Below are 18,384 nucleotides of genomic sequence, written 5' to 3'. Positions count from 1 at the left end.
CGTCCGATTCAGCTGAGGTGCTTCTTGACCTCGGCGGCGGCCTCGTCGCCGTAGGCCTGGGCGAAGCGGTCCATGAAGTGGCCGCGGCGCAGCTGGTACTCCTGGGTGCCGACGGTCTCGATGACGAGGGTGGCGAGCATGCAGCCGATCTGGGCGGCCCGCTCCAGGGAGACGTCCCAGGCCAGGCCGGAGAGGAAGCCGGCCCGGAAGGCGTCGCCGACCCCGGTCGGGTCGGACTTGCGCTCCTCCTGGGGGCAGCCGACCTCGATGGGGTCCTCGTCGGCCCGCTCGATGCGGACGCCGCGCGAGCCGAGGGTGGTGACGCGGTGGCCGACCCGGGAGAGGATCTCCTCGTCGCTCCAGCCGGTCTTGGACTCGATGAGGCCCTTCTCGTACTCGTTGGAGAAGAGGTAGGTCGCGCCGTCCATCAGGATGCGGATCTCCTCGCCGTCCATCCGGGCGATCTGCTGCGAGAAGTCCGCGGCGAACGGGATGGCCCGGGAGCGGCACTCCTCCGTGTGGCGGAGCATCGCCTCCGGGTCGTCGGCGCCGATCGTGACCAGGTCGAGGCCGCCGACGCGGTCGGCGACGGTCTTCAGCTCGATCAGGCGGGCCTCGCTCATCGCGCCGGTGTAGAAGGAGCCGATCTGGTTGTGGTCGGCGTCCGTCGTGCACACGAAGCGGGCGGTGTGCAGCGTCTCGGAGATGCGGACGGACTCGGTGTCCACGCCGTGCCGGTCCAGCCAGGCGCGGTACTCGTCGAAGTCGGCGCCCGCGGCGCCGACCAGGATGGGACGGGTGCCGAGCTGTCCCATGCCGAAGGCGATGTTCGCGGCGACCCCGCCACGCCGTACGTCCAGCTGGTCGACCAGGAAGGACAGCGAGACCGTGTGGAGCTGGTCCGCGACGAGCTGGTCGGCGAAGCGGCCCGGGAACGTCATGAGGTGGTCGGTCGCGATGGAGCCGGTGACTGCGATGCGCACGGCGTGGACTCTCCTGTGGGAGGGGGATTGACAGTTCACGCTACCCGGAAGACGGACGCCACTGAAGCAGGCGAAACTACCTGATAGTAGATCTTTCTTCGCACGACCGGACCTGCGTACGGTGCCGCTATGACGAACCTCGAGGACCACGCCCCCGCCCCGGCCGATCCCGACGGGGATCTCGCGTCGCTGCGGGGCGACTGCGCCCGGATGGCTCCGCACTGGGCGGCTCCCGAGCGGGACCCCGCCCGCCCTGTGCCCCCGTCCTGGATCCACGGCGTGACCGTCCCGGCGTCCTCGGCCCGGATGCTGGAGGAGATGCCGGACTACGGCAACTGAGCCGTCCGCCGCTCCGCCGGCCCTGCCCGCTGTCCCCGGTGGGGCGCCCGGCGTGGAACCGTGCGCTCCCCCGCCGCGTCCCATCGCTGTCCCCCGTCGGGGGGATGGGGGGTACGACAGCAGGGCGGCCGAAGGAGCGATGCGGTGAACACCGAGCGACCCGACGACGACACCGCGCGCGGGCCCGAGGACCGGGACGCGCGGGAGGAGACGCGATCGGAGCGGAGCGGACCGGGCGAGCCCGCACGGGAACGGCGCCTGCGGGGGGAGCCCGTGGAGTCTGTGGGGTCCGTGGAGCCCGTGCGGGAGGTGTCCTCCCGGGAGGCCGCACGGGACGAGTCACTCCGGGAGAAGCCCGTACGAGCGGAGTCCTCCCAGGAGCCGGTACGGGAGCGGTTCCCCCGGGAGGAGCCCGTACGGGAGGAGTCCGTACGGGAGGAGTCCGTACGGGAGGAGTCCCCCAGGGAGCGGCCCGACGGTGATGCCGAAAACGGCGAGGCCGACGGCAGGGCGGACGACGGCGAGGCCCGCGGCAGGGGGGCCGACGGCGGGGCGGAAGGTGGCGACGCCGGTGGCGGCCGGTTCGCCGGTGAGGTGCCGGACGGCGGTTCCTCCGGTGGCCGCCGTCGATCCCACCTGTTCGTCGCCGCCGTCGCCGCCGCCGTGCTGCTGGTGGGCGGCGGGGGTGCCTACCTGGCGGCCAGTACGACGGGCGGCGCGGGTGGCGGGTCCGGGGCGGGGGCGCCCTCGGAAAGCGGCACTCCCCCGGCGCTCGTCCTCGACGACTACGCCGGCGGCGACTCCGGCGGGGACGTGAACGGCATCGCGCCCGGCGAGCCGAACCCCTACGGGGTCACCTACCGGGCCGAGGGCACCCTCCCGGACGGCCCCGGCTCGGCGGCCGTGTACTGGGCGCGGGGCGAGGTCACCGCGGACGAGGTGGCGCGGCTGGCGGCGGCGCTGGGCGTCGACGGGACGCCGGTGAGCGAGGGGCAGGAGTGGCGGGTCGGCTCCGTGGCGGACGGCTCGGGGCCGGTGCTGCGGGTGAACCGGCAGGCGCCCGGCCCCTGGACGTTCAACCGCTACACACCCGGCACCGACACCTGCGCAAACCCCACCGACTGCGGCAAGAACACCGCGGACCCGTCCGGCACCCCGGTGAGCGAGGCGGCCGCGAAGAAGGCGGCGGCGCCGGTCCTGAAGGCGCTCGGCCAGGACGACGCCAAGATCGACGCGAGCCGGGTCGTGGGCGCCCAGCGGCTGGTGAACGCCGACCCCGAGATCGGGGGCCTGCCCACGTACGGGTGGACGACCGGCGTCACCGTCAACGTCCGGGGAGAGGTCGTCGCCGGGGGCGGTCAGCTGACGACGCCGGTGAAGGGGGACACGTATCCGGTGCTGAGCGCGCGGGATGCGCTGGACCGGCTGAACGCGGCGCCGGGGACGGACCCGCGGACGGGCATCGGCGGCTGCGCCGACCCGGTGCCCCTCGAGGAGGGGTCGGGCAGTCCGTGCGGGACCTCGACGACCGCCCCGCAGCGGGAGTCGCTGACGGTGGCGGACGCGGTGTTCGGGCTCGCCCCGCACGCCTCGGGCGGGCGTCAGGTGCTGGTGCCGTCGTGGCTGTTCGAGGTGCGGGACGCCGGGGGCGAGCACACGGTGACGCAGCCCGCGGTGGAGCCGGAGTACCTGAGCGCGCCCACGGCGTCGACCCCGTCGGGGGAGCCGTCCCCGGGCGGGCGGACCAGTGACGTGTCCGTCGACGGCTACACCGCGCAGGGCGAGGAACTGACCGTGGCCTTCACGGGCGGGGTGTGCTCCGACTACGCGGCGACGGCGGTGGAGAGCGGGGACGAGGTGAGGATCACGGTGACGGCCACGTCCTGGCCGGACCAGGTCTGCATCGCGATCGCGCAGCTCCACCACCGGACCGTCGAGCTGAAGGAGCCGCTGGGCGGCAGGACCGTGGTCGGCACGGACGGCGGGGAGATCCCGCTGGAGAAGCCCGGGGCGCGGCTGCCGTAGCGGCCCGCGCGTACGCCGAAGGCGGCGGCCCCGTGGAGGGGCCGCCGCCTTCGCACCGTCGGGGACGGCTCGGCCGACGTCGGGGACGGCTCAGCTGAAGGAGTCGCCGCAGGCGCAGGAGCCGGTCGCGTTCGGGTTGTCGATCGTGAAGCCCTGCTTCTCGATCGTGTCCACGAAGTCGATCGTGGCGCCGCCGAGGTAGGGGGCGCTCATGCGGTCGGTGACGACCTTGACTCCGCCGAAGTCCTTCACCACGTCGCCGTCGAGGGAACGCTCGTCGAAGAAGAGCTGGTAGCGCAGGCCGGAGCAGCCGCCGGGCTGGACGGCCACACGGAGGGCGAGGTCGTCACGGCCTTCCTGGTCGAGCAGGGTCTTGACCTTCGACGCGGCGGCGTCGGTCAGAACGATGCCGTCGGTGACGGTGCTGGTCTCGTCCGATACGGACATCTACATCTCTCCCGGGTTGTACGGAGACTGCTTGCCGACGGTTGCAACCGGCGGGGCCGCGGATTCATTCCGGGCCGGGCACGTGTCTTGTCGCCTGTCCCTTCATGCTCGCACATGCGCCGTGAAGCGGACAGCGGCTCACGGTGGCGCGCGGGGACGGGCCGGCCCGGCACCACCGGGATTCACGTCACATCGACGCGATGACCATCGTCAAAGTGACGTGAAGCAGGCTATGATAGATAACGTCAGTTCGACGAAAAGTAGAAAGGGTGCGTGCCGTGACCACCGCCCAGACCACGGAGCTCGACGTACAGCCGACTCCGCTCGCCCTGTTGCTGCTCGGCCGTGAGGCCGACCCGAAGAGCGAGCGGGGCGTCGAGTGCCCCGGCGATCTGCCCTCCCCCTCCGACCCGGACCTGGTGGAGCGGGCCCGCGCCGCCAAGGAGAGGCTCGGCGACAAGGTCTTCGTCCTGGGTCACCACTACCAGCGCGACGAGGTCATCCAGTTCGCCGACGTCACGGGCGACTCCTTCAAGCTGGCCCGGGACGCGGCCGCGCGCCCGGAGGCCGAGTACATCGTGTTCTGCGGTGTGCACTTCATGGCCGAGTCCGCGGACATCCTGACCTCCGACGACCAGAAGGTCGTGCTGCCCGACCTCGCCGCCGGCTGCTCGATGGCCGACATGGCGACGGCCGAGCAGGTCGCCGAGTGCTGGGACGTGCTGACCGAGGCCGGGGTGGCCGATCAGGTCGTGCCGGTGTCGTACATGAACTCCTCGGCGGACATCAAGGCCTTCACCGGCAAGCACGGCGGCACCATCTGCACCTCGTCGAACGCGCAGCGGGCGCTGGAATGGGCCTTCCAGCAGGGCGACAAGGTGCTGTTCCTGCCCGACCAGCACCTGGGCCGCAACACCGCCGTCCGCGACCTGGGCATGTCCCTGGAGGACTGCGTCGTCTACAACCCGCACAAGCCGAACGGCGGGCTCACCGCCGAGCAGCTGCGCGACGCGAAGATGATCCTGTGGCGGGGCCACTGCTCGGTGCACGGCCGTTTCAGCCTGGAGTCGGTCGAGGACGTGCGCGCCCGCATCCCCGGGGTGAACGTCCTGGTGCACCCCGAGTGCCGGCACGAGGTCGTGGCCGCGGCGGACCACGTCGGGTCGACCGAGTACATCATCAAGGCGCTGGAGGCCGCCCCGGCCGGCTCGAAGTGGGCCATCGGCACCGAGCTGAACCTGGTGCGCCGGCTGGCGAACCGTTTCGCCCCCGAGGGCAAGGAGATCGTGTTCCTCGACCGCACGGTCTGCTTCTGCTCGACCATGAACCGCATCGACCTGCCCCACCTGGTCTGGGCCCTGGAGTCCCTCGCCGACGGCAAGCTGGTCAACCGGATCGAGGTCGACCAGGAGACCGAGGCGTTCGCGAAACTCGCGCTGGAGCGGATGCTGGCCCTGCCGTAGGGGACGGCCCGGACTCCCGGATGCGGGTAGGGCGTCGGAGTGCCGTCACTCCGACGCCGTACCCCGGTCGGGGTGGGCCGGGTCGACGCTGAAGACCGTGCCGTCCGGGGTCGACACCAGCAGCGCGCCCTCGTGGACGAACACCCCGGGCGAGGGGAAGCCGCCGCTCGCCACGTGGTCGGCGCGCGGGAAGGACTCCCACAGCAGCGTGCCCGCACGGGCGTCGAGCGCCGCCACCCGCCCGCTGGCGCTCGCCAGGTAGACGGTGCGGCCCCGGCCGTCGGCCACGGGCTCGCCCGGCTGCTCCAGGCTCGTCCGGGTCTGCCACAGCTGCTTGCCCGTGGTGGGCGACACGGCCGTCACCTGGCCGCTGGTGGTGGCGAACCAGAGCGTGCCGTTCACCATGGTCGCCGTCCCGCGGAACACCTGCGCCAGCTCGGTCGCCGCCCGGGCACCGGTGTCGGGGTCGACGAGCTGGAGCCGCGCGTACGCCATCTCCATCGCGCCCTCCTCGTCCAGCCACTCGGCGAAGACCAGGCGGTCACCGAGGGAACCCACGTAACTCGCGTCCTCCGGCAGGGACGGCAGGCTCCGCCGGGTGCCGTCGGCCGGGTCGAGCGCGAGGAGCCGGGGGGCGCCCGAGTCGTAGGCGGTGCAGTCCGCGTAGGGGCGGCCGCCGATGTCGTGGACGCCGCAGTAGTACCCGGCGGGCAGGGTCGTCGTCCAGCGCTCGGCGCCGTCGCGCGGGGCGTGGGCGGTCAGCGAGCGGCCGTCGCCGTCCGGGATCAGGACCAGGTCCCCGACGACCGCCGGTTCGGCGTTCTCACCGTTCATCTCGCGGGACCACAGCCGCTTCCCGGACACCGCGTCGAGGGCGATGAGGAGGTCGCTCTCGGTCTCGCCCGTGGGGGGATCGGTGAGGGTCTGCCGGACGAGCACCGTGCCGTCCCGCACGTCGAGGATCCAGGAGGCGTACGCGTCGGGCTCCACCGTGGCCGGCACGGACGCGGCCCGCCAGACCGTCCTGCCGGTCAGGGCGTCCAGGCGGACCGGGAGGACGGTGTCGCCGCCGCAGAACAGGGCTCCCTCGCCGAACCGGCAGACCGGTAGTCCGTCGGAGGTGTCGCGCAGCGGTTCCTCGCCGCGGGCCGCGGGCTCGAACAGCGTCGTCCGCCAGGGCTGCCAGCCGGCCGGGAGCGCCTCCCAGCGGGAGGCCGGGGACGCCGAGGGGCTCGCCGACCCCTCCGCCTCCGCGGCGCCGCCGTCCCGCAGCGGGCCGAGGAAGAGGTACGCCGTGAGGGCGACGGCCAGCACTCCGGCCGCGACGGCCACGGCCGGCAGGCGGCGCGGCCGGGTCCGGGGGGCGGGACGGCCCGACGCCCCGTCCACCTCGGTGGGCGTGCGGGACTCCCCCGCCGCCGGGGTCAGACGCAACGTCACCGTGTGCGCGTCACCCGGCGCGGGTTCCGGCAGGGCGACCGCGAACTGCCGCGCCAGCTCGTCGAGTCCGGGCCGGTCGGCGATGTCCTTGGCCAGACAGCGGGCCAGGACCGCGCGCAGCGGCTCGGCCACCGACTCCAGCTCAGGCTGCTCGTTCATCACCCGGTACGCCGTGAGGTAGGGGCTGTCGGCGTCGAACGGGCCGCGTCCCGTCGCCGCGAACACCAGCAGCGCCCCGAGCGAGAAGACGTCCGACGCGGGGCCCACCGAGCGGGCGTCGGTGAACTGCTCCGGGGACATGAACGGCGGGGTGCCGATCGCCTTCCCGGTCTCCGTCAGCGTCTGGTTCTCGGCGGCCCGGGAGATGCCGAAGTCGATGACGCGCAGGCCGTCCTCGGCCACCAGGACGTTCGCGGGCTTGAGATCGCGGTGGACGACGCCGGCCCGGTGGATGTCCCGCAGCGCCTCCACCAGCCCCAGCGCGAGCCGGCGCAGCTCCGCGCCCCGCAGCGGGCCGTCGGCCCGGATCCGGGCGGAGAGCGTGGGCGCCGGGACGTACTGGGTGGCCATCCAGGGCCGTACGGCGTCGGGGTCCGCGTCGACCACCGGGGCGGTGAAGGCACCGCTCACCTTGCGGACGGCCTCGATCTCCTGACGGAAACGGGTGCGGAAGACCGGATCCTCGGCGTACTGGGCGTGGACCACCTTGACGGCGACCTCCCGGCCGGATCTCGACCTGCCCCGGTAGACGACCCCCATCCCGCCGGATCCCAACCGGTCCACGACCCGGTACCCGCCGACCGACCGCGGATCGTCCCTGTGCAGTGGCACCGCCCCGATCCCCCTCCCCCGCAGAGCAGTCCGAGCTCACAGGATAGGTACACCCCGCGCAAGGAGAAGTGCCGAACAGGCCGCCTTGCCCCGACCGCAGTACGACGACGGCACGGCGGCCTGCCGGGAACAAACACCCGGGCCGAGGCCGCAACGCCCGGCCCCCCAGAGGCACACCCGCCAACACCGCAGGATCCACCCCCCAGAGGCACACCCGCCAACACCGCAGGATCCACCCCCCGGAGGCACACCTGCCAACGCCCTAGGAACCACCCCCCAGGGGCGCGGGGAACTGCGCGACCAGCCACCGACGGCCCGCGGCCGACAGGCGACGCGCAGCCCCCACCCCCAGGGGGACACCACACGGGGGCTTCCCTCGGGGACACCCCGGGGGCTTCCCCGGGGGGCTTCCCCGGGGGGCTTCCCCGGGGGGCTTCCCCGGGGGGCTTCCCCGGGGGGCTTCCCCGGGGGGCTCACCCGGGGGGCTCACCCGGGGGGACTTCCCCGGGGGGACTTCCCCGGGGGGCTCACCCGGGCTACACGCCCGCCGGCTCCGGCGTCTTCTCCGGCTCCGGCCGCCGCTTGGCCGCCCGCTTCGCCGCCCGGCGCTCCTTGCGCAGCTCGAGCATCGCGTAGAGCGTCGGGACGAGCAGCAGGGTGAGGAGCGTCGAGGTGATCAGGCCGCCGATGACGACCACCGCCAGGGGCTGGGCGATGAAGCCGCCCTCCCCGGTGACGCCCAGGGCCATCGGCAGCAGGGCGAACACGGTCGCGAGGGCCGTCATGAGGATGGGGCGCAGACGGTGGCGGCCGCCCTCGACCACGGCCTCGACGACGCCGTACCCCTGGCCGCGGTACTGGTTGATGAGGTCGATCAGCACGATCGCGTTGGTCACCACGATGCCGATCAGCATCAGCATGCCGATCATCGCCGGGACGCCCATCGGGGTGCCGGTGACGAGCAGCAGACCGATCGCGCCGGTGGCCGCGAACGGGATGGAGACCAGCAGGATCAGCGGCTGGGCGAGCGACCGGAAGGTCGCCACCAGCAGCATGAAGACGATCGCGATCGCCGCGAGCATCGCCAGGGCGAGGTTGGCGAACGCGTCGTCCTGGTCCTGCGAGACGCCGCCGATCTCGGCCGTCGCGCCCGCCGGGAGCTTCAGCCCGTCGATCCGCGACTGGAGGTCGGCGCTCACCGCGCCCGTGTTGTCGCCGGTGGGCCGGGCGGTGACGGTGGCCGCGCGCTGACCGTCGATGCGGGTCATCGAGACGGGGCCGTCGACCAGTTGCACGGTCGCGATGTCACCCAGCTTCACCTTGCCCAGCGGCAGGGCCTTCAGCTGCGCCAGCGTCCGGGCCGGCTTCGCCGACGTGATGACGACGTCCCGCTCGGTGTCGTCCAGGATCGCCTTCGCCGCCGTCGTGCCGCGGACCGCCTGCGCGACCGCCGCGCCGAGCGTCTGCTGGTCGAAACCGGCCGCCGCGGCCCGGGCGTTCGCCCGCACGGAGATGCGCGGCACGCTCTGCGACAGGTCGCTGGTGACGTCGGTGACGTCGTCCAGCCCGGCCACCGCCTCGCGGACCTGCTCCGCCGCCTTCCGCAGCACGTCGCCGTCGGCCGCCTTGACGACGACGCTCAGGTCCTGGCTGCCGAAGCCGTCGCCGGCGGCGACGGTGGTCGAGCCGATGCCGTCGAGCTTCTTCAGCCCCGCCTCGATGCGGTCCCGCACGTCGTCGAACGACGCCGAGTCCTCCAGCATCACCTGGTACGACGCCTGGTTGGTGTCCGTGCCGCCGCCGAAGGCCGCGAGGAAGCCGGAGGAGCCCACGGTGACCTGGTAGTCCTTCACCCCGTCGACGTCGGCGAGCAGGTGCTCGACCTTCTCGGCCCGGGCGTCGGTCGCCGCCAGGCCGGTGCCCGGCGCCAGCTCCTGCTTGACCGTCAGGACCTGCTGCTCGCCCTGGTCGAAGAAGTTGGTCTTCAGCAGGGGTGCCATGCCGAAGGTGCCGATCAGGACGACGACGGCGAGGGCCACGCTGGTCAGCCGGCGCCGGGTCGCGAACCGCAGGACGGGGACGTAGAAGCGCTGGAGGCGGCTCTTCGCCTCCTTCTCCTCCGCGGCCCGGCGGGCCTCCTCGGCGTCCTCGGGGGTGCCCTTGGGGGCGCGCAGGAACCAGTACGACAGGACCGGGACGACCGTCAGCGAGACCAGGAGGGAGGCCAGCAGGGCCGCCGTCACGGTGAGGCTGAACGAGCCGAACAGGGCGCCCACCATGCCGCCGACCAGGCCGATCGGCAGGAACACGGCGACCGTGGTCAGGGTGGAGGAGGTGACCGCGCCGGCCACCTCGCGCACCGCGGTGAGGATCGCGGCCTGGCGCTCCTCGCCGTAGCCGAGGTGGCGCTTGATGTTCTCCAGGACGACGATCGAGTCGTCGACGACCCGGCCGATGGCGATGGTCAGGGCGCCCAGCGTCAGCATGTTCAGCGACAGGTCGCGCGTCCACAGCACGATCAGCGCCAGCACGACCGACAGGGGGATCGACACGGCGGTCACCAGCGTCGAGCGGACCGACGCCAGGAAGACCAGGATGACGAGCACCGCGAAGAGCAGGCCGAGCGCCCCCTCCGTCGTCAGGCCCTCGATGGACTTCGACACCGCCGGGCCCTGGTCGCTGACGACCGTGATCGACGCGCCGTCGCCGAGGTCCTCGCGCAGCCCGGACAGCTTGTCCTCGACGGCGTCGGAGATCGCGACCGCGCTGCCGTCGTGGTCCATGGTGACGGAGACGGCGAGGCTGGGCCTGCCGTCGGTACGGGTGATCGAGTCGGCCGGGGCCTCCTCCTGCTTCACGCCGGCCACGTCACCGAGCCGCACCGGCTTCGCGCCGGCCGTGCCCGCGATCATCAGGTGCTGGATCTGCTCCAGCGAGGTGAAGCCGCCGCCGACCTGGACGGTGCGGTTGGCTCCGGCCTCGTCGAAGGAGCCCGCCGGGACGGTCGCGCCGCCCGCCTGGAGCGCCAGGGCGAGGGACTGCGGCGTCAGGCCTGCCCGCGCCAGCTTCGCGTCGTCGGGGGTGACGGAGACCTGGAGGTCGCGCACCCCGTCGACGGTGACCTGGCCGACGCCGTCGATGTCCTCCAGCGCCGGGACGACGGTCCGGTCGAGCTGGTCGGCGAGCGCCTGCTGGTCGCGGTCGGAGGTGACGGCGAGGACGACGGTCGGTATGTCGTCCGTGGAACCGGCGACGACCTGCGGGTCCACGGCGTCCGGGAGCTGGGCCCGGGCCCGGTTGACGGCCTGCTGGACGTCGGCCACGAGCCGGTCGGTGTCGCTGCCGTAGTCGAAGGACGCCATGATCACGGCGTTGCCCTCGCTCGCCGTGGAGGTGACGCCGGTGATGCCGTCGACGGCTTCGAGGCCGGCCTCGATCGGCTCGACGACCTGCTTCTCGACGACGTCCGGGGAGGCGCCCTGGTAGGGGGCCAGCACGGACACCACCGGCAGTTCGATGGTCGGCAGCAGCTGCTGCTTGAGCTGGGGGATCGCGATCGCGCCGAACACGATCGCGATGATGGACATCAGGCCGATCAGGGCCCGTTGCGCGAGGCTGAATCTCGACAGCCAGGACATGGGTGGAGGTCTCTCTTCTGGAGCGACAGAAGTGGCCCCTTCACCCTGTGGCATCGGGGCGGGTGGTTCCGTAGGCCCCAGGTCGGTTTCCTTATGCGGCGCATACTCCGGGCGCAGTACGGCCGGGGGGGATCACTCCACCCTCGGACGGACCAGTCCGGACTCGTACGCGATCACCACGAGCTGGGCGCGGTCGCGGGCGCCCAGCTTGGCCATGGCCCGGTTGACGTGCGTCTTCACGGTCAGCGGGCTGACCCGGAGGCGTTCGGCGATCTCGTCGTTGGAGTGGCCGCCGGCGACCTGGACGAGGACCTCGCGCTCGCGCACGGTGAGCGCGTCCAGGCGCTGCGCCCGGGCGGGGTCGCGGTCGCCGTCGGCGTCGCCCTGGGCGAGGAAGCGGGCGATCAGGCCCTTGGTGGCGGCCGGGGAGAGCAGGGCCTCGCCGGCCGCGGCGACCCGGATGGCGTTGAGGAGCTCCTCCGGTTCGCTGCCCTTGCCGAGGAAACCGGAGGCTCCCGCGCGCAGCGACCGCACCACGTAGTCGTCGACCTCGAACGTCGTCAGGATCACCACGCGGACCCGGGCGAGCGCCGGGTCCGCGCTGATCAGCCGGGTCGCGGCGAGTCCGTCGGTGCCGGGCATGCGGATGTCCATCAGGACGACGTCCGCCTGCCGTTCCTCGGCCAGCCGCACCGCCTCCGCGCCGTCGGACGCCTCGCCGACGACCTCCATGTCGGGCTCGGACTCGACGAGCACGCGGAAGGCGCTGCGCAGCAGCGCCTGGTCGTCGGCGAGCAGGACGCGAATGGTCATGCGGAGTCCTCGGAGGCGCTGGGGGTGTCGAGCGGAAGGATGGCATGGACGCGGAAGCCGCCCCCGTAGCGGGGCCCGGTGGTGAGGGTGCCGCGCAGGGCGGTGACGCGTTCCCGCATGCCGAGCAGGCCGTGACCGCCGCCGTCCGGGGAGCCGGTGGTGCCGTCGGGGCCGGTGGTGCCGCCGGGGCCGGTGCCATCGCGGGGACCGGTGGCGTCGCCGGGGCCGTCGTCGAGGACGGTGACCTCGATACGGGGCCCCACCCGCACGACGCTGACCTCGGCCCTGGCGTCCGGTCCCGCGTGTTTGCGCACGTTGGTCAGGGCCTCCTGGATGACGCGGTAGGCGGCCAGGTCGACGGCGGCCGGCAGCCGGGTGTCGTGGTCGGCGCGGGCGACCTGGACCGGGAGTCCGGCGCTGCGGAAGGTGCCGGCGAGGTCGTCGAGGCGGTCCAGGCCGGGGGCCGGTTCGGTGGGGGCCTCGGGGTCCCCGGACTGGCGCAGCAGGCCGACGGTGGCCCGCAGTTCGTCGAGCGCGGAGCGGCCGGCCTCGCGGACGTGCGCCAGGGCCTCCTTGGCCTGGTCGGGGCGTCTGTCCATGACGTGGGCGGCGACTCCGGCCTGGACGTTGACCAGGGCGATGTGGTGGGCGACCACGTCGTGCAGGTCGCGGGCGATGCGCAGCCGCTCCTCGGCGACCCGGCGGCGGGCCTCCTCCTCACGGGTGCGTTCCGCCCGCTCGGCGCGGTCCCGGATGGCCTGGACGACGGCGCGGCGGCTGCGGACGGCGTCGCCCGCGGTGGCGCCGATGCCGGTCCAGGCGAGGAGGGCGAGGTTGTCCTGGGCGTACCAGGGCAGGGGGCCGGCGAGCATCGCCGTACCGGTGAGGACCGTCGTGGTGAGCAGGCCCGCCCGCAGGGTCGTCGGGCGGTCGGTGGTGGAGGCGACGGTGTAGAGGGCGACGACGGCGGCCATCGCGACGGGCGCGCGGGGGTCGCCGGTGACGGACTCGACCACGGAGAGGACGCCGGTGACGGCGAGGACCGTCCGGGGGGCGCGGCGGCGCAGCACGAGGGCCGCGGCGCCGAGGACGATCAGCAGCAGGCTCAGCGGGTCCGGGGTGCGCAGCTCCCAGCTGACGCCCTGCTCCCGCGGGTCCACGAAGGAGCCGGCCAGCATGCACAGGAGGACGGCGGCGGCGAGGGCTGCGTCGAGGGCGAGGGGGTGTGCGGTGAGCCGGCGGTGGGCTCGGGCCAGGGGGGTCAAGGTGCCGTACCTTCTCGGGGTGACCGTCGCTCGGTGCGGGCGCGTCGCCGGGGGCTGCCGCGGTGCGGGCGCGTCGCCGGAAGCTGGCGCTCCCGGACCCCCGCGTCGGGCCTGAACGGGCCTCGTCCTCGAACGCCGGACGGGCCGGGATGCCGTGGCCGGCACGGGAGACCCGCCGGCGGACGCCGCCGAACCGCTGCCGGGGACGGGAATCCGCCCCGAGGCCCGCGGCGACGGGGTCTCACCCCGGGATCAGCCCGCCGTCGCCGAGCATCGCCCGGACCTCCTCCAGGCTCGCCTCGGGGGCCGGGAGGATCAGCTCCGAGGGTTCCAGGGAAGCGTCCGGCAGGGGGACGCCGAGGCGGCGGACGGCGTCCAGCAGGGCGCGCACGGTGCGGCGGAAGCCTTCCTCGTCGCCGCCCTCCATCTCCGCGAGCAGTTCGTCGTCGAGCTTGTCCAGCTCGGCGAGGTGGGAGTCGGCCAGAACCCACTGGCCCTCCCCCATGATCCGCACGATCACGTCGCCCTCCTCGGCTCCGGTCCCCGGCGCCGGGCTACTGCTTGTCGAAGCGCGGGGTGTCCTGTGGCTGCTGCTGGGGCTGCGACTGGCTCGTGCCACCTTCGATGGCCTGCTGCCCGGCGGAGCCGCCTCCGGCGAGCTCGGCCTTCATCCGCTGGAGCTCCAGCTCTACATCCGTACCACCGGAGAGCCGGTCCAGCTCGGCCTGGATGTCGTCCTTGGCCAGGCCGGTGGGGTCGTCCAGGGCGCCGGAGGCGAGGAGTTCGTCGAGGGCGCCGGCGCGGGCCTGGAGCTGGGCGGTCTTGTCCTCGGCACGCTGGATGGCCAGGCCGACGTCGCCCATCTCCTCGGAGATGCCGGAGAAGGCCTCGCCGATCCGGGTCTGGGCCTGGGCGGCGGTGTAGGTGGCCTTGATGGTCTCCTTCTTCGTCCGGAAGGCGTCGACCTTGGCCTGGAGCCGCTGGGCCGCGAGGGTGAGCTTCTCCTCCTCGCCCTGGAGCGTCGCGTGCTGGGTCTCCAGGTCGGTGACCTGCTGCTGGAGGGCCGCGCGACGGGAGAGGGCCTCGCGGGCGAGGTCCTCCCGGCCGAGGGCGAGTGCCTTGCGGCCCTGGTCCTCCAGCTTCGAGGACTGCGACTGGAGCTGGTTCAGCTGGAGTTCCAGGCGCTTGCGGGAGGTGGCGACGTCGGCGACGCCGCGGCGGACCTTCTGGAGGAGCTCCAGCTGCTTCTGGTAGGAGTAATCAAGGGTCTCGCGAGGGTCCTCGGCCCGGTCAAGGGCTTTGTTCGCCTTCGCGCGGAAGATCATCCCCATACGCTTCATGACACCGCTCATGGGCTTCGCGCGCCCCCTTCTGACGGACTCCAGCTCACCGGTCTGCAACAGAACCCACAGTACGGGCCCTGCTTCCATTGACGCACTGTCCGGGGGCGGATGCGCTCCTCCCCGAGGACGACTGACCAAGGCCCTGCTCCGGCGTGAGGAGTAGGTGACCCTCCGGGTGGTGACCCTCCTGTGGCGTCAGGTCACCGGGCGTCCCCTCTCCCCCGGTCTGTCCCAGGTCCTTCCCCAGTTCGGACGACCGGTGTTGCCGGATCGTTCCCCTTCGGGCTGGGGTCCATGCGGGGGGAGCGCTTACCCTTGGGTTTTGTGTTCCGTAGCCGTGCCAAGGAAGAGAAGGCACCGGGCGCCGACAAGGCGACGGTGACCGACTCCAAGCAATCCCGAGACCCGCAGGCCCCCAAGGGCCGGCCGACGCCCAAGCGCAGTCAGGCCCAGTCCCAGCGCCGCAGCGTGGCCAACACGCCGGTGACGCGGAAGGAGGCCGCCAAGCGGCAGCGCGACGAGCGCCGAGCCCAGCTGGAGCGTCAGCGCCAGGCGCTGGCCGGCGGCGACGAGCGGTATCTGCCGGCCCGTGACAAGGGCCCGGTCCGCAAGTTCGCGCGCGACTTCATCGACTCGCGGTTCAACGTGGCGGAGTTCTTCCTGCCCATGGCCGTGGTCATCCTCGTGCTGAGCATGATCCAGGTGGCGTCGCTGCAGAGCATCGCGCTGCTGCTGTGGCTCGTGGTGATCGTGCTGATCGTGCTGGACTCGATCGTCACCGGGTTCCGTCTGAAGAAGCGGCTGGCCGAGCGCTTCCCCGACCAGAACCGCCGGGGCGCGGTGGCCTACGCGCTGATGCGCTCCCTCCAGATGCGCCGGCTCCGGCTGCCCAAGCCGCTGGTCAAGCGCGGGGAGCGGCCCTGAGCACTGCTGCGTTCTCCGGGGGGGCGGCCGAGGCCTGGCTGAACAAGCTGGGCGGGCTGCGTGACGTCGTACGGCAGGAGCTGGTGGCCCGGCAGCTCGACGAGCAGATAGCCGGGCGGTATCCGGTCGGGCAGCGGCTGCGGGTGCTCGACGTGGGGATGGGCCAGGGCACGCAGGCGCTGCGGCTGGCCCGGCTCGGTCACCAGGTGACCGGCCTGGAGCAGGACGCGACGATGATCGCGGCGGCCCGTGAGGCGCTGTCCGGGGAGCCGGAGGGCATCCGGGAGCGGATGCGGATCTTCGAGGGGGACGGCCGGGACACCGGCGTGCACTTCCTGCCCGGCAGTTTCGACGTGGTGCTCTGCCACGGTGTGCTCATGTACGTGGAGGAGCCGGACCCGCTGCTGGCGGGTCTGGCCCGGGTGCTCGCCCCGGGCGGGCTGCTGTCGCTGCTGGTCCGCAACGCCGACGGGCTGGCCATGCGGCCCGGTCTGTCCGGCGACTGGGCGGGCGCCCTGGCCGCCTTCGACAGCGCGGCGTACCGCAACCGGCTGGGCCTCGACGTCCGCGCGGACCGGCGCGAGACGCTGACCGCGACACTCGCCGGCATCGGCGCGCCCCTCCAGGCCTGGTACGGCGTGCGGGTCTTCACCGACACGGCGGCCGACGAGGAGCAGACCCCGGACGACGTGGAGACGTTGCTGACCGTGGAGGAGCGGGCCGGACGCACGGATCCGTACCGGGGCGTGGCGGCGCTGCTGCACCTGTGCGGGGTACGGGGCTGAGCGGCCGGCACCGGCGGTCGGCGGCGGGAGCGGCGTAGACACCGCCCCACGCGCTGCGGAGCGCCGCTCGCCGAGGCACACCCGGCACGGCCGCCGCAGGCCGTAGCGCGGCCCCCGGGCGGCCGGCGCACCGGCTGCCGGCGTGAGCGGCGTACAGACCACCCCGCGCGCGCTGCGCAGCGCCCGCCGCCGAGGCACGGCCGCCCCAGGCCGTAGCGCGGCCCCCGGGCGGCCGGCGCACCGGCCCCCGGCGAGAACGGCGTTGCAAACCACCCCACCCGCTGCGCAGCACCCCCCGCCGAGGCACACCCGGCACGGCCGCCCCAGGCCGTAGCGCGGCCCCCGGGCGGCCGGCGCACCGGCCCCCGGCGAGAACGGCGTTGCAAACCACCCCACCCGCTGCGCAGCACCCCCCGCCGAGGCACACCCGGCACGGCCGCCGCAGGCCGCGGCGCGGTCACCGGGGGCCGGTGCCGGGTATGGTCGGCTGCGCTCTTTCGGGTGATCAGGGCGAGCCGGGCTCCCGCCCCGCGGGAAGACTCGGGGCATGGATGATCCTTCCTCCCCTCCCCGTGTCCGCCGGCCGGCCGCGGCCGTGTGGGTGTGCGCCCTCGCGCTGGTCGCCGGCTGTTCCGCCGCCGGGCCCTCGGGCGGGGAGACGGTGACCCGGCAGCCCGTACGGCGCGAGGTCGTCACGCGGGCGGACGATCTGGAGGACGCCTACCAGAGGGTGATCAAGGACGTTCTGCCGTCGGTCGTGCAGCTGCGGACCGGCAACGGTCTGGGCTCGGGCGTCGTCTACGACGACCAGGGACACATCGTCACCAACGCGCACGTGGTCGGCGTCGCGAGAACGGTGGAGGTGACCACCGCCACCAGCCGGGCGGCGCTCGCCGCGACCGTCGTCTACTCGTACCCGGAGCAGGACCTCGCCGTCGTCAAGCTGGACCGGGCGCCCGACGGGCTGCGGCCGGCGGCCTTCGGGGACTCGGCGAAGGTCGAGGTCGGGCAGATCGTCCTCGCGATGGGCTCGCCGCTGGGGCTGTCGTCGAGCGTGACGCAGGGCATCGTCTCGGCGACCGGACGGACCGTCACCGAGGGCGGCGCGGAAGGGGGTACGGGGGCGACGCTCACCAACATGGTGCAGACGTCCGCGGCCATCAACCCCGGCAACAGCGGGGGCGCGCTGGTCGGTCTGGACGGGCAGGTGATCGGCATCCCGACGCTCGCCGCGGTCGACCCGGGGTTCGGCGACAGCGCGGCGCCCGGCATCGGGTTCGCGATCCCGGCGTCGACGGTGCGGTCGCTCGCCGACCAGATCGTCAGGGACGGCAGGGTGACCGCGTCCGGCCGGGCGGCGCTCGGCATCATCGGACGGACCTACGTGGACGCGGAGTTCCGGCCCGCCGGGGTGGCCGTCGTGGAGGTGAACGGCGGGGGCGCGGCCGACCGGGCCGGCCTCGAGGCCGGGGACGTCATCACCGCGCTGGGGGACACCGGCGTCACCACCATCACCTCGCTGTCCGAGGCGCTGGCCGCGCGGCGGCCCGGACAGCGCACGACGGTGACGTTCACGCGCGACGGCCGGGAGCGGACCGTGGAGGTGACGCTGGGCGAGCAGGAGGGGCCGCCGGACTGAGGGGACGCGGCAGCCGGGCAGACCGGGACCGGACCGGGGCGAGCACCCCGGTCCGGCCGTCTGCGGCGATTACGACGCCTCGGCCGCGCGCAGGCTCATCGGGCCGTAGATCTCGGTGGAGTCCTCGAACAGCCGCACCTGGTCCGTGCCGCCTTCGAGCAGGTCCTTCCAGTGCTCCCCGATCCAGGACTCGGCGTCCCCCTGCGTGGTGAACTCCTCGGGCTGCACCGCGGGCTCGACCTCCGTCCCGTCGGCCTTCTCGAAACGCCACGTCCATGCCGCCATGTACGCCTCCAACGCGTCGGTACCTGCAGAGCGGGAGCCGGATCTCGGTCCGGCTCCCGCTCAGAGCCTATGCGCTCGTGCGGTGCGCCGTGCGGGAACGGGCCGCCATGATCGGGGGTTCGGGGGTACCGGGCGCGCGGGGCGGAGGGCAAGCGGCGAAAATC

15 protein-coding genes are annotated in these 18,384 nt (G+C 73.5%); 6 read left to right on the top strand and 9 right to left on the bottom strand.

The genetic code is table 11. The features are described from left to right. Nucleotides 1-8: 8 nt before the first annotated feature. Nucleotides 9-983 (bottom strand): carbohydrate kinase family protein, encoded by a 975-nt coding sequence (locus ACIP67_RS10010; RefSeq protein WP_401690165.1) that lies wholly within the window; start codon nucleotides 981-983, stop codon nucleotides 9-11. Between the two features lie 129 nt (nucleotides 984-1,112). On the opposite strand from ACIP67_RS10010, the gene ACIP67_RS10005 reads away from it, so the two are divergent. Together ACIP67_RS10005 and ACIP67_RS10000 are read left to right on the top strand one after the other, a co-directional pair. Continuing rightward, the gene (locus ACIP67_RS10005) at nucleotides 1,113-1,322 is read left to right on the top strand and encodes a hypothetical protein (protein ID WP_401690163.1); all 210 of its coding nucleotides are present in this window, start codon (nucleotides 1,113-1,115) and stop codon (nucleotides 1,320-1,322) included. Between the two features lie 144 nt (nucleotides 1,323-1,466). Then, nucleotides 1,467-3,347 (top strand): hypothetical protein, encoded by a 1,881-nt coding sequence (locus ACIP67_RS10000; protein WP_401690160.1) that lies wholly within the window; start codon nucleotides 1,467-1,469, stop codon nucleotides 3,345-3,347. 90 nt (nucleotides 3,348-3,437) lie between these two features. Here the strand turns inward: ACIP67_RS10000 and erpA are convergent, their stop codons facing one another. After that, complete coding sequence (erpA, locus tag ACIP67_RS09995; protein WP_381606607.1) at nucleotides 3,438-3,794, bottom strand: iron-sulfur cluster insertion protein ErpA; 357 nt, start codon at nucleotides 3,792-3,794, stop codon at nucleotides 3,438-3,440. Nucleotides 3,795-4,072: 278 nt separating this feature from the next. On the opposite strand from erpA, the gene nadA reads away from it, so the two are divergent. Continuing rightward, entirely contained in the window at nucleotides 4,073-5,257 is a 1,185-nt protein-coding gene (gene nadA / locus ACIP67_RS09990; RefSeq protein WP_401690157.1) for a quinolinate synthase NadA, read from the top strand. A gap of 45 nt (nucleotides 5,258-5,302) precedes the next feature. Here nadA and ACIP67_RS09985 read toward each other — a convergent pair whose 3' ends face one another. From ACIP67_RS09985 to ACIP67_RS09960, 6 genes are all read right to left on the bottom strand, one after another. Continuing rightward, nucleotides 5,303-7,528 (bottom strand): PQQ-binding-like beta-propeller repeat protein, encoded by a 2,226-nt coding sequence (locus ACIP67_RS09985; protein WP_401690154.1) that lies wholly within the window; start codon nucleotides 7,526-7,528, stop codon nucleotides 5,303-5,305. A 536-nt stretch (nucleotides 7,529-8,064) separates the two neighbouring features. Further along, nucleotides 8,065-11,166 (bottom strand): efflux RND transporter permease subunit, encoded by a 3,102-nt coding sequence (locus ACIP67_RS09980; RefSeq protein ID WP_401690151.1) that lies wholly within the window; start codon nucleotides 11,164-11,166, stop codon nucleotides 8,065-8,067. 132 nt (nucleotides 11,167-11,298) lie between these two features. Continuing rightward, on the bottom strand, nucleotides 11,299-11,979 hold the full coding sequence (locus tag ACIP67_RS09975; protein ID WP_401690148.1) for a response regulator: 681 nt from the start codon (nucleotides 11,977-11,979) through the stop codon (nucleotides 11,299-11,301). Beyond that, on the bottom strand, nucleotides 11,976-13,244 hold the full coding sequence (locus ACIP67_RS09970; RefSeq protein WP_401690145.1) for a sensor histidine kinase: 1,269 nt from the start codon (nucleotides 13,242-13,244) through the stop codon (nucleotides 11,976-11,978). The genes ACIP67_RS09975 and ACIP67_RS09970 overlap by 4 nt, the downstream gene beginning before the upstream one ends. Nucleotides 13,245-13,485: 241 nt before the next feature. Further along, nucleotides 13,486-13,764, bottom strand: coding sequence for a hypothetical protein (locus ACIP67_RS09965; protein ID WP_401690142.1), 279 nt, complete (start codon nucleotides 13,762-13,764; stop codon nucleotides 13,486-13,488). A gap of 34 nt (nucleotides 13,765-13,798) precedes the next feature. Next, a complete protein-coding gene (locus ACIP67_RS09960; protein WP_389511656.1) occupies nucleotides 13,799-14,596 on the bottom strand; it encodes a PspA/IM30 family protein in 798 nt (265 codons plus the stop codon). A gap of 285 nt (nucleotides 14,597-14,881) precedes the next feature. Between ACIP67_RS09960 and ACIP67_RS09955 the strand changes: the two genes are divergently transcribed. The 3 genes from ACIP67_RS09955 (at nucleotide 14,882) to ACIP67_RS09945 (ending at nucleotide 17,935) form a co-directional block, all read left to right on the top strand. Then, complete coding sequence (locus ACIP67_RS09955; protein ID WP_401690139.1) at nucleotides 14,882-15,511, top strand: DUF3043 domain-containing protein; 630 nt, start codon at nucleotides 14,882-14,884, stop codon at nucleotides 15,509-15,511. Nucleotides 15,512-15,594: 83 nt separating this feature from the next. After that, nucleotides 15,595-16,296 carry a methyltransferase domain-containing protein gene (locus tag ACIP67_RS09950; RefSeq protein ID WP_401690136.1) on the top strand — a complete coding sequence of 234 codons (702 nt, stop codon included), beginning with the start codon at nucleotides 15,595-15,597 and terminating at the stop codon, nucleotides 16,294-16,296. Nucleotides 16,297-16,843: 547 nt separating this feature from the next. Next, nucleotides 16,844-17,935: a S1C family serine protease gene (locus ACIP67_RS09945; RefSeq protein ID WP_401690133.1), complete on the top strand. Its 1,092-nt coding sequence runs from the start codon at nucleotides 16,844-16,846 to the stop codon at nucleotides 17,933-17,935. 69 nt (nucleotides 17,936-18,004) lie between these two features. Here ACIP67_RS09945 and ACIP67_RS09940 read toward each other — a convergent pair whose 3' ends face one another. After that, nucleotides 18,005-18,220, bottom strand: coding sequence for a hypothetical protein (locus ACIP67_RS09940; RefSeq protein WP_401690130.1), 216 nt, complete (start codon nucleotides 18,218-18,220; stop codon nucleotides 18,005-18,007). Nucleotides 18,221-18,384 lie beyond the last annotated feature (164 nt).

The sequence above is a fragment of the Streptomyces sp. NPDC088812 genome (assembly GCF_044750285.1).
Taxonomy (GTDB): domain Bacteria; phylum Actinomycetota; class Actinomycetes; order Streptomycetales; family Streptomycetaceae; genus Streptomyces.
The sequence above is the reverse complement of the archived record's forward strand: the minus strand, read 5'-3'. Positions and strand labels throughout refer to the sequence as shown.

Excerpts from the sequence above, each read along its gene's own strand:
- ACIP67_RS10005 (WP_401690163.1), top strand. The coding sequence starts at position 1,113 with ATGACGAACCTCGAGGACCACGCCCCCGCCCCGGCCGATCCCGACGGG.
- erpA (WP_381606607.1), bottom strand. The coding sequence starts at position 3,794 with ATGTCCGTATCGGACGAGACCAGCACCGTCACCGACGGCATCGTTCTG.
- ACIP67_RS09980 (WP_401690151.1), bottom strand. The coding sequence starts at position 11,166 with ATGTCCTGGCTGTCGAGATTCAGCCTCGCGCAACGGGCCCTGATCGGC.
- ACIP67_RS09975 (WP_401690148.1), bottom strand. The coding sequence starts at position 11,979 with ATGACCATTCGCGTCCTGCTCGCCGACGACCAGGCGCTGCTGCGCAGC.
- ACIP67_RS09960 (WP_389511656.1), bottom strand. The coding sequence starts at position 14,596 with ATGAGCGGTGTCATGAAGCGTATGGGGATGATCTTCCGCGCGAAGGCG.
- ACIP67_RS09955 (WP_401690139.1), top strand. The coding sequence starts at position 14,882 with ATGCGGGGGGAGCGCTTACCCTTGGGTTTTGTGTTCCGTAGCCGTGCC.
- ACIP67_RS09945 (WP_401690133.1), top strand. The coding sequence starts at position 16,844 with ATGGATGATCCTTCCTCCCCTCCCCGTGTCCGCCGGCCGGCCGCGGCC.
- ACIP67_RS09940 (WP_401690130.1), bottom strand. The coding sequence starts at position 18,220 with ATGGCGGCATGGACGTGGCGTTTCGAGAAGGCCGACGGGACGGAGGTC.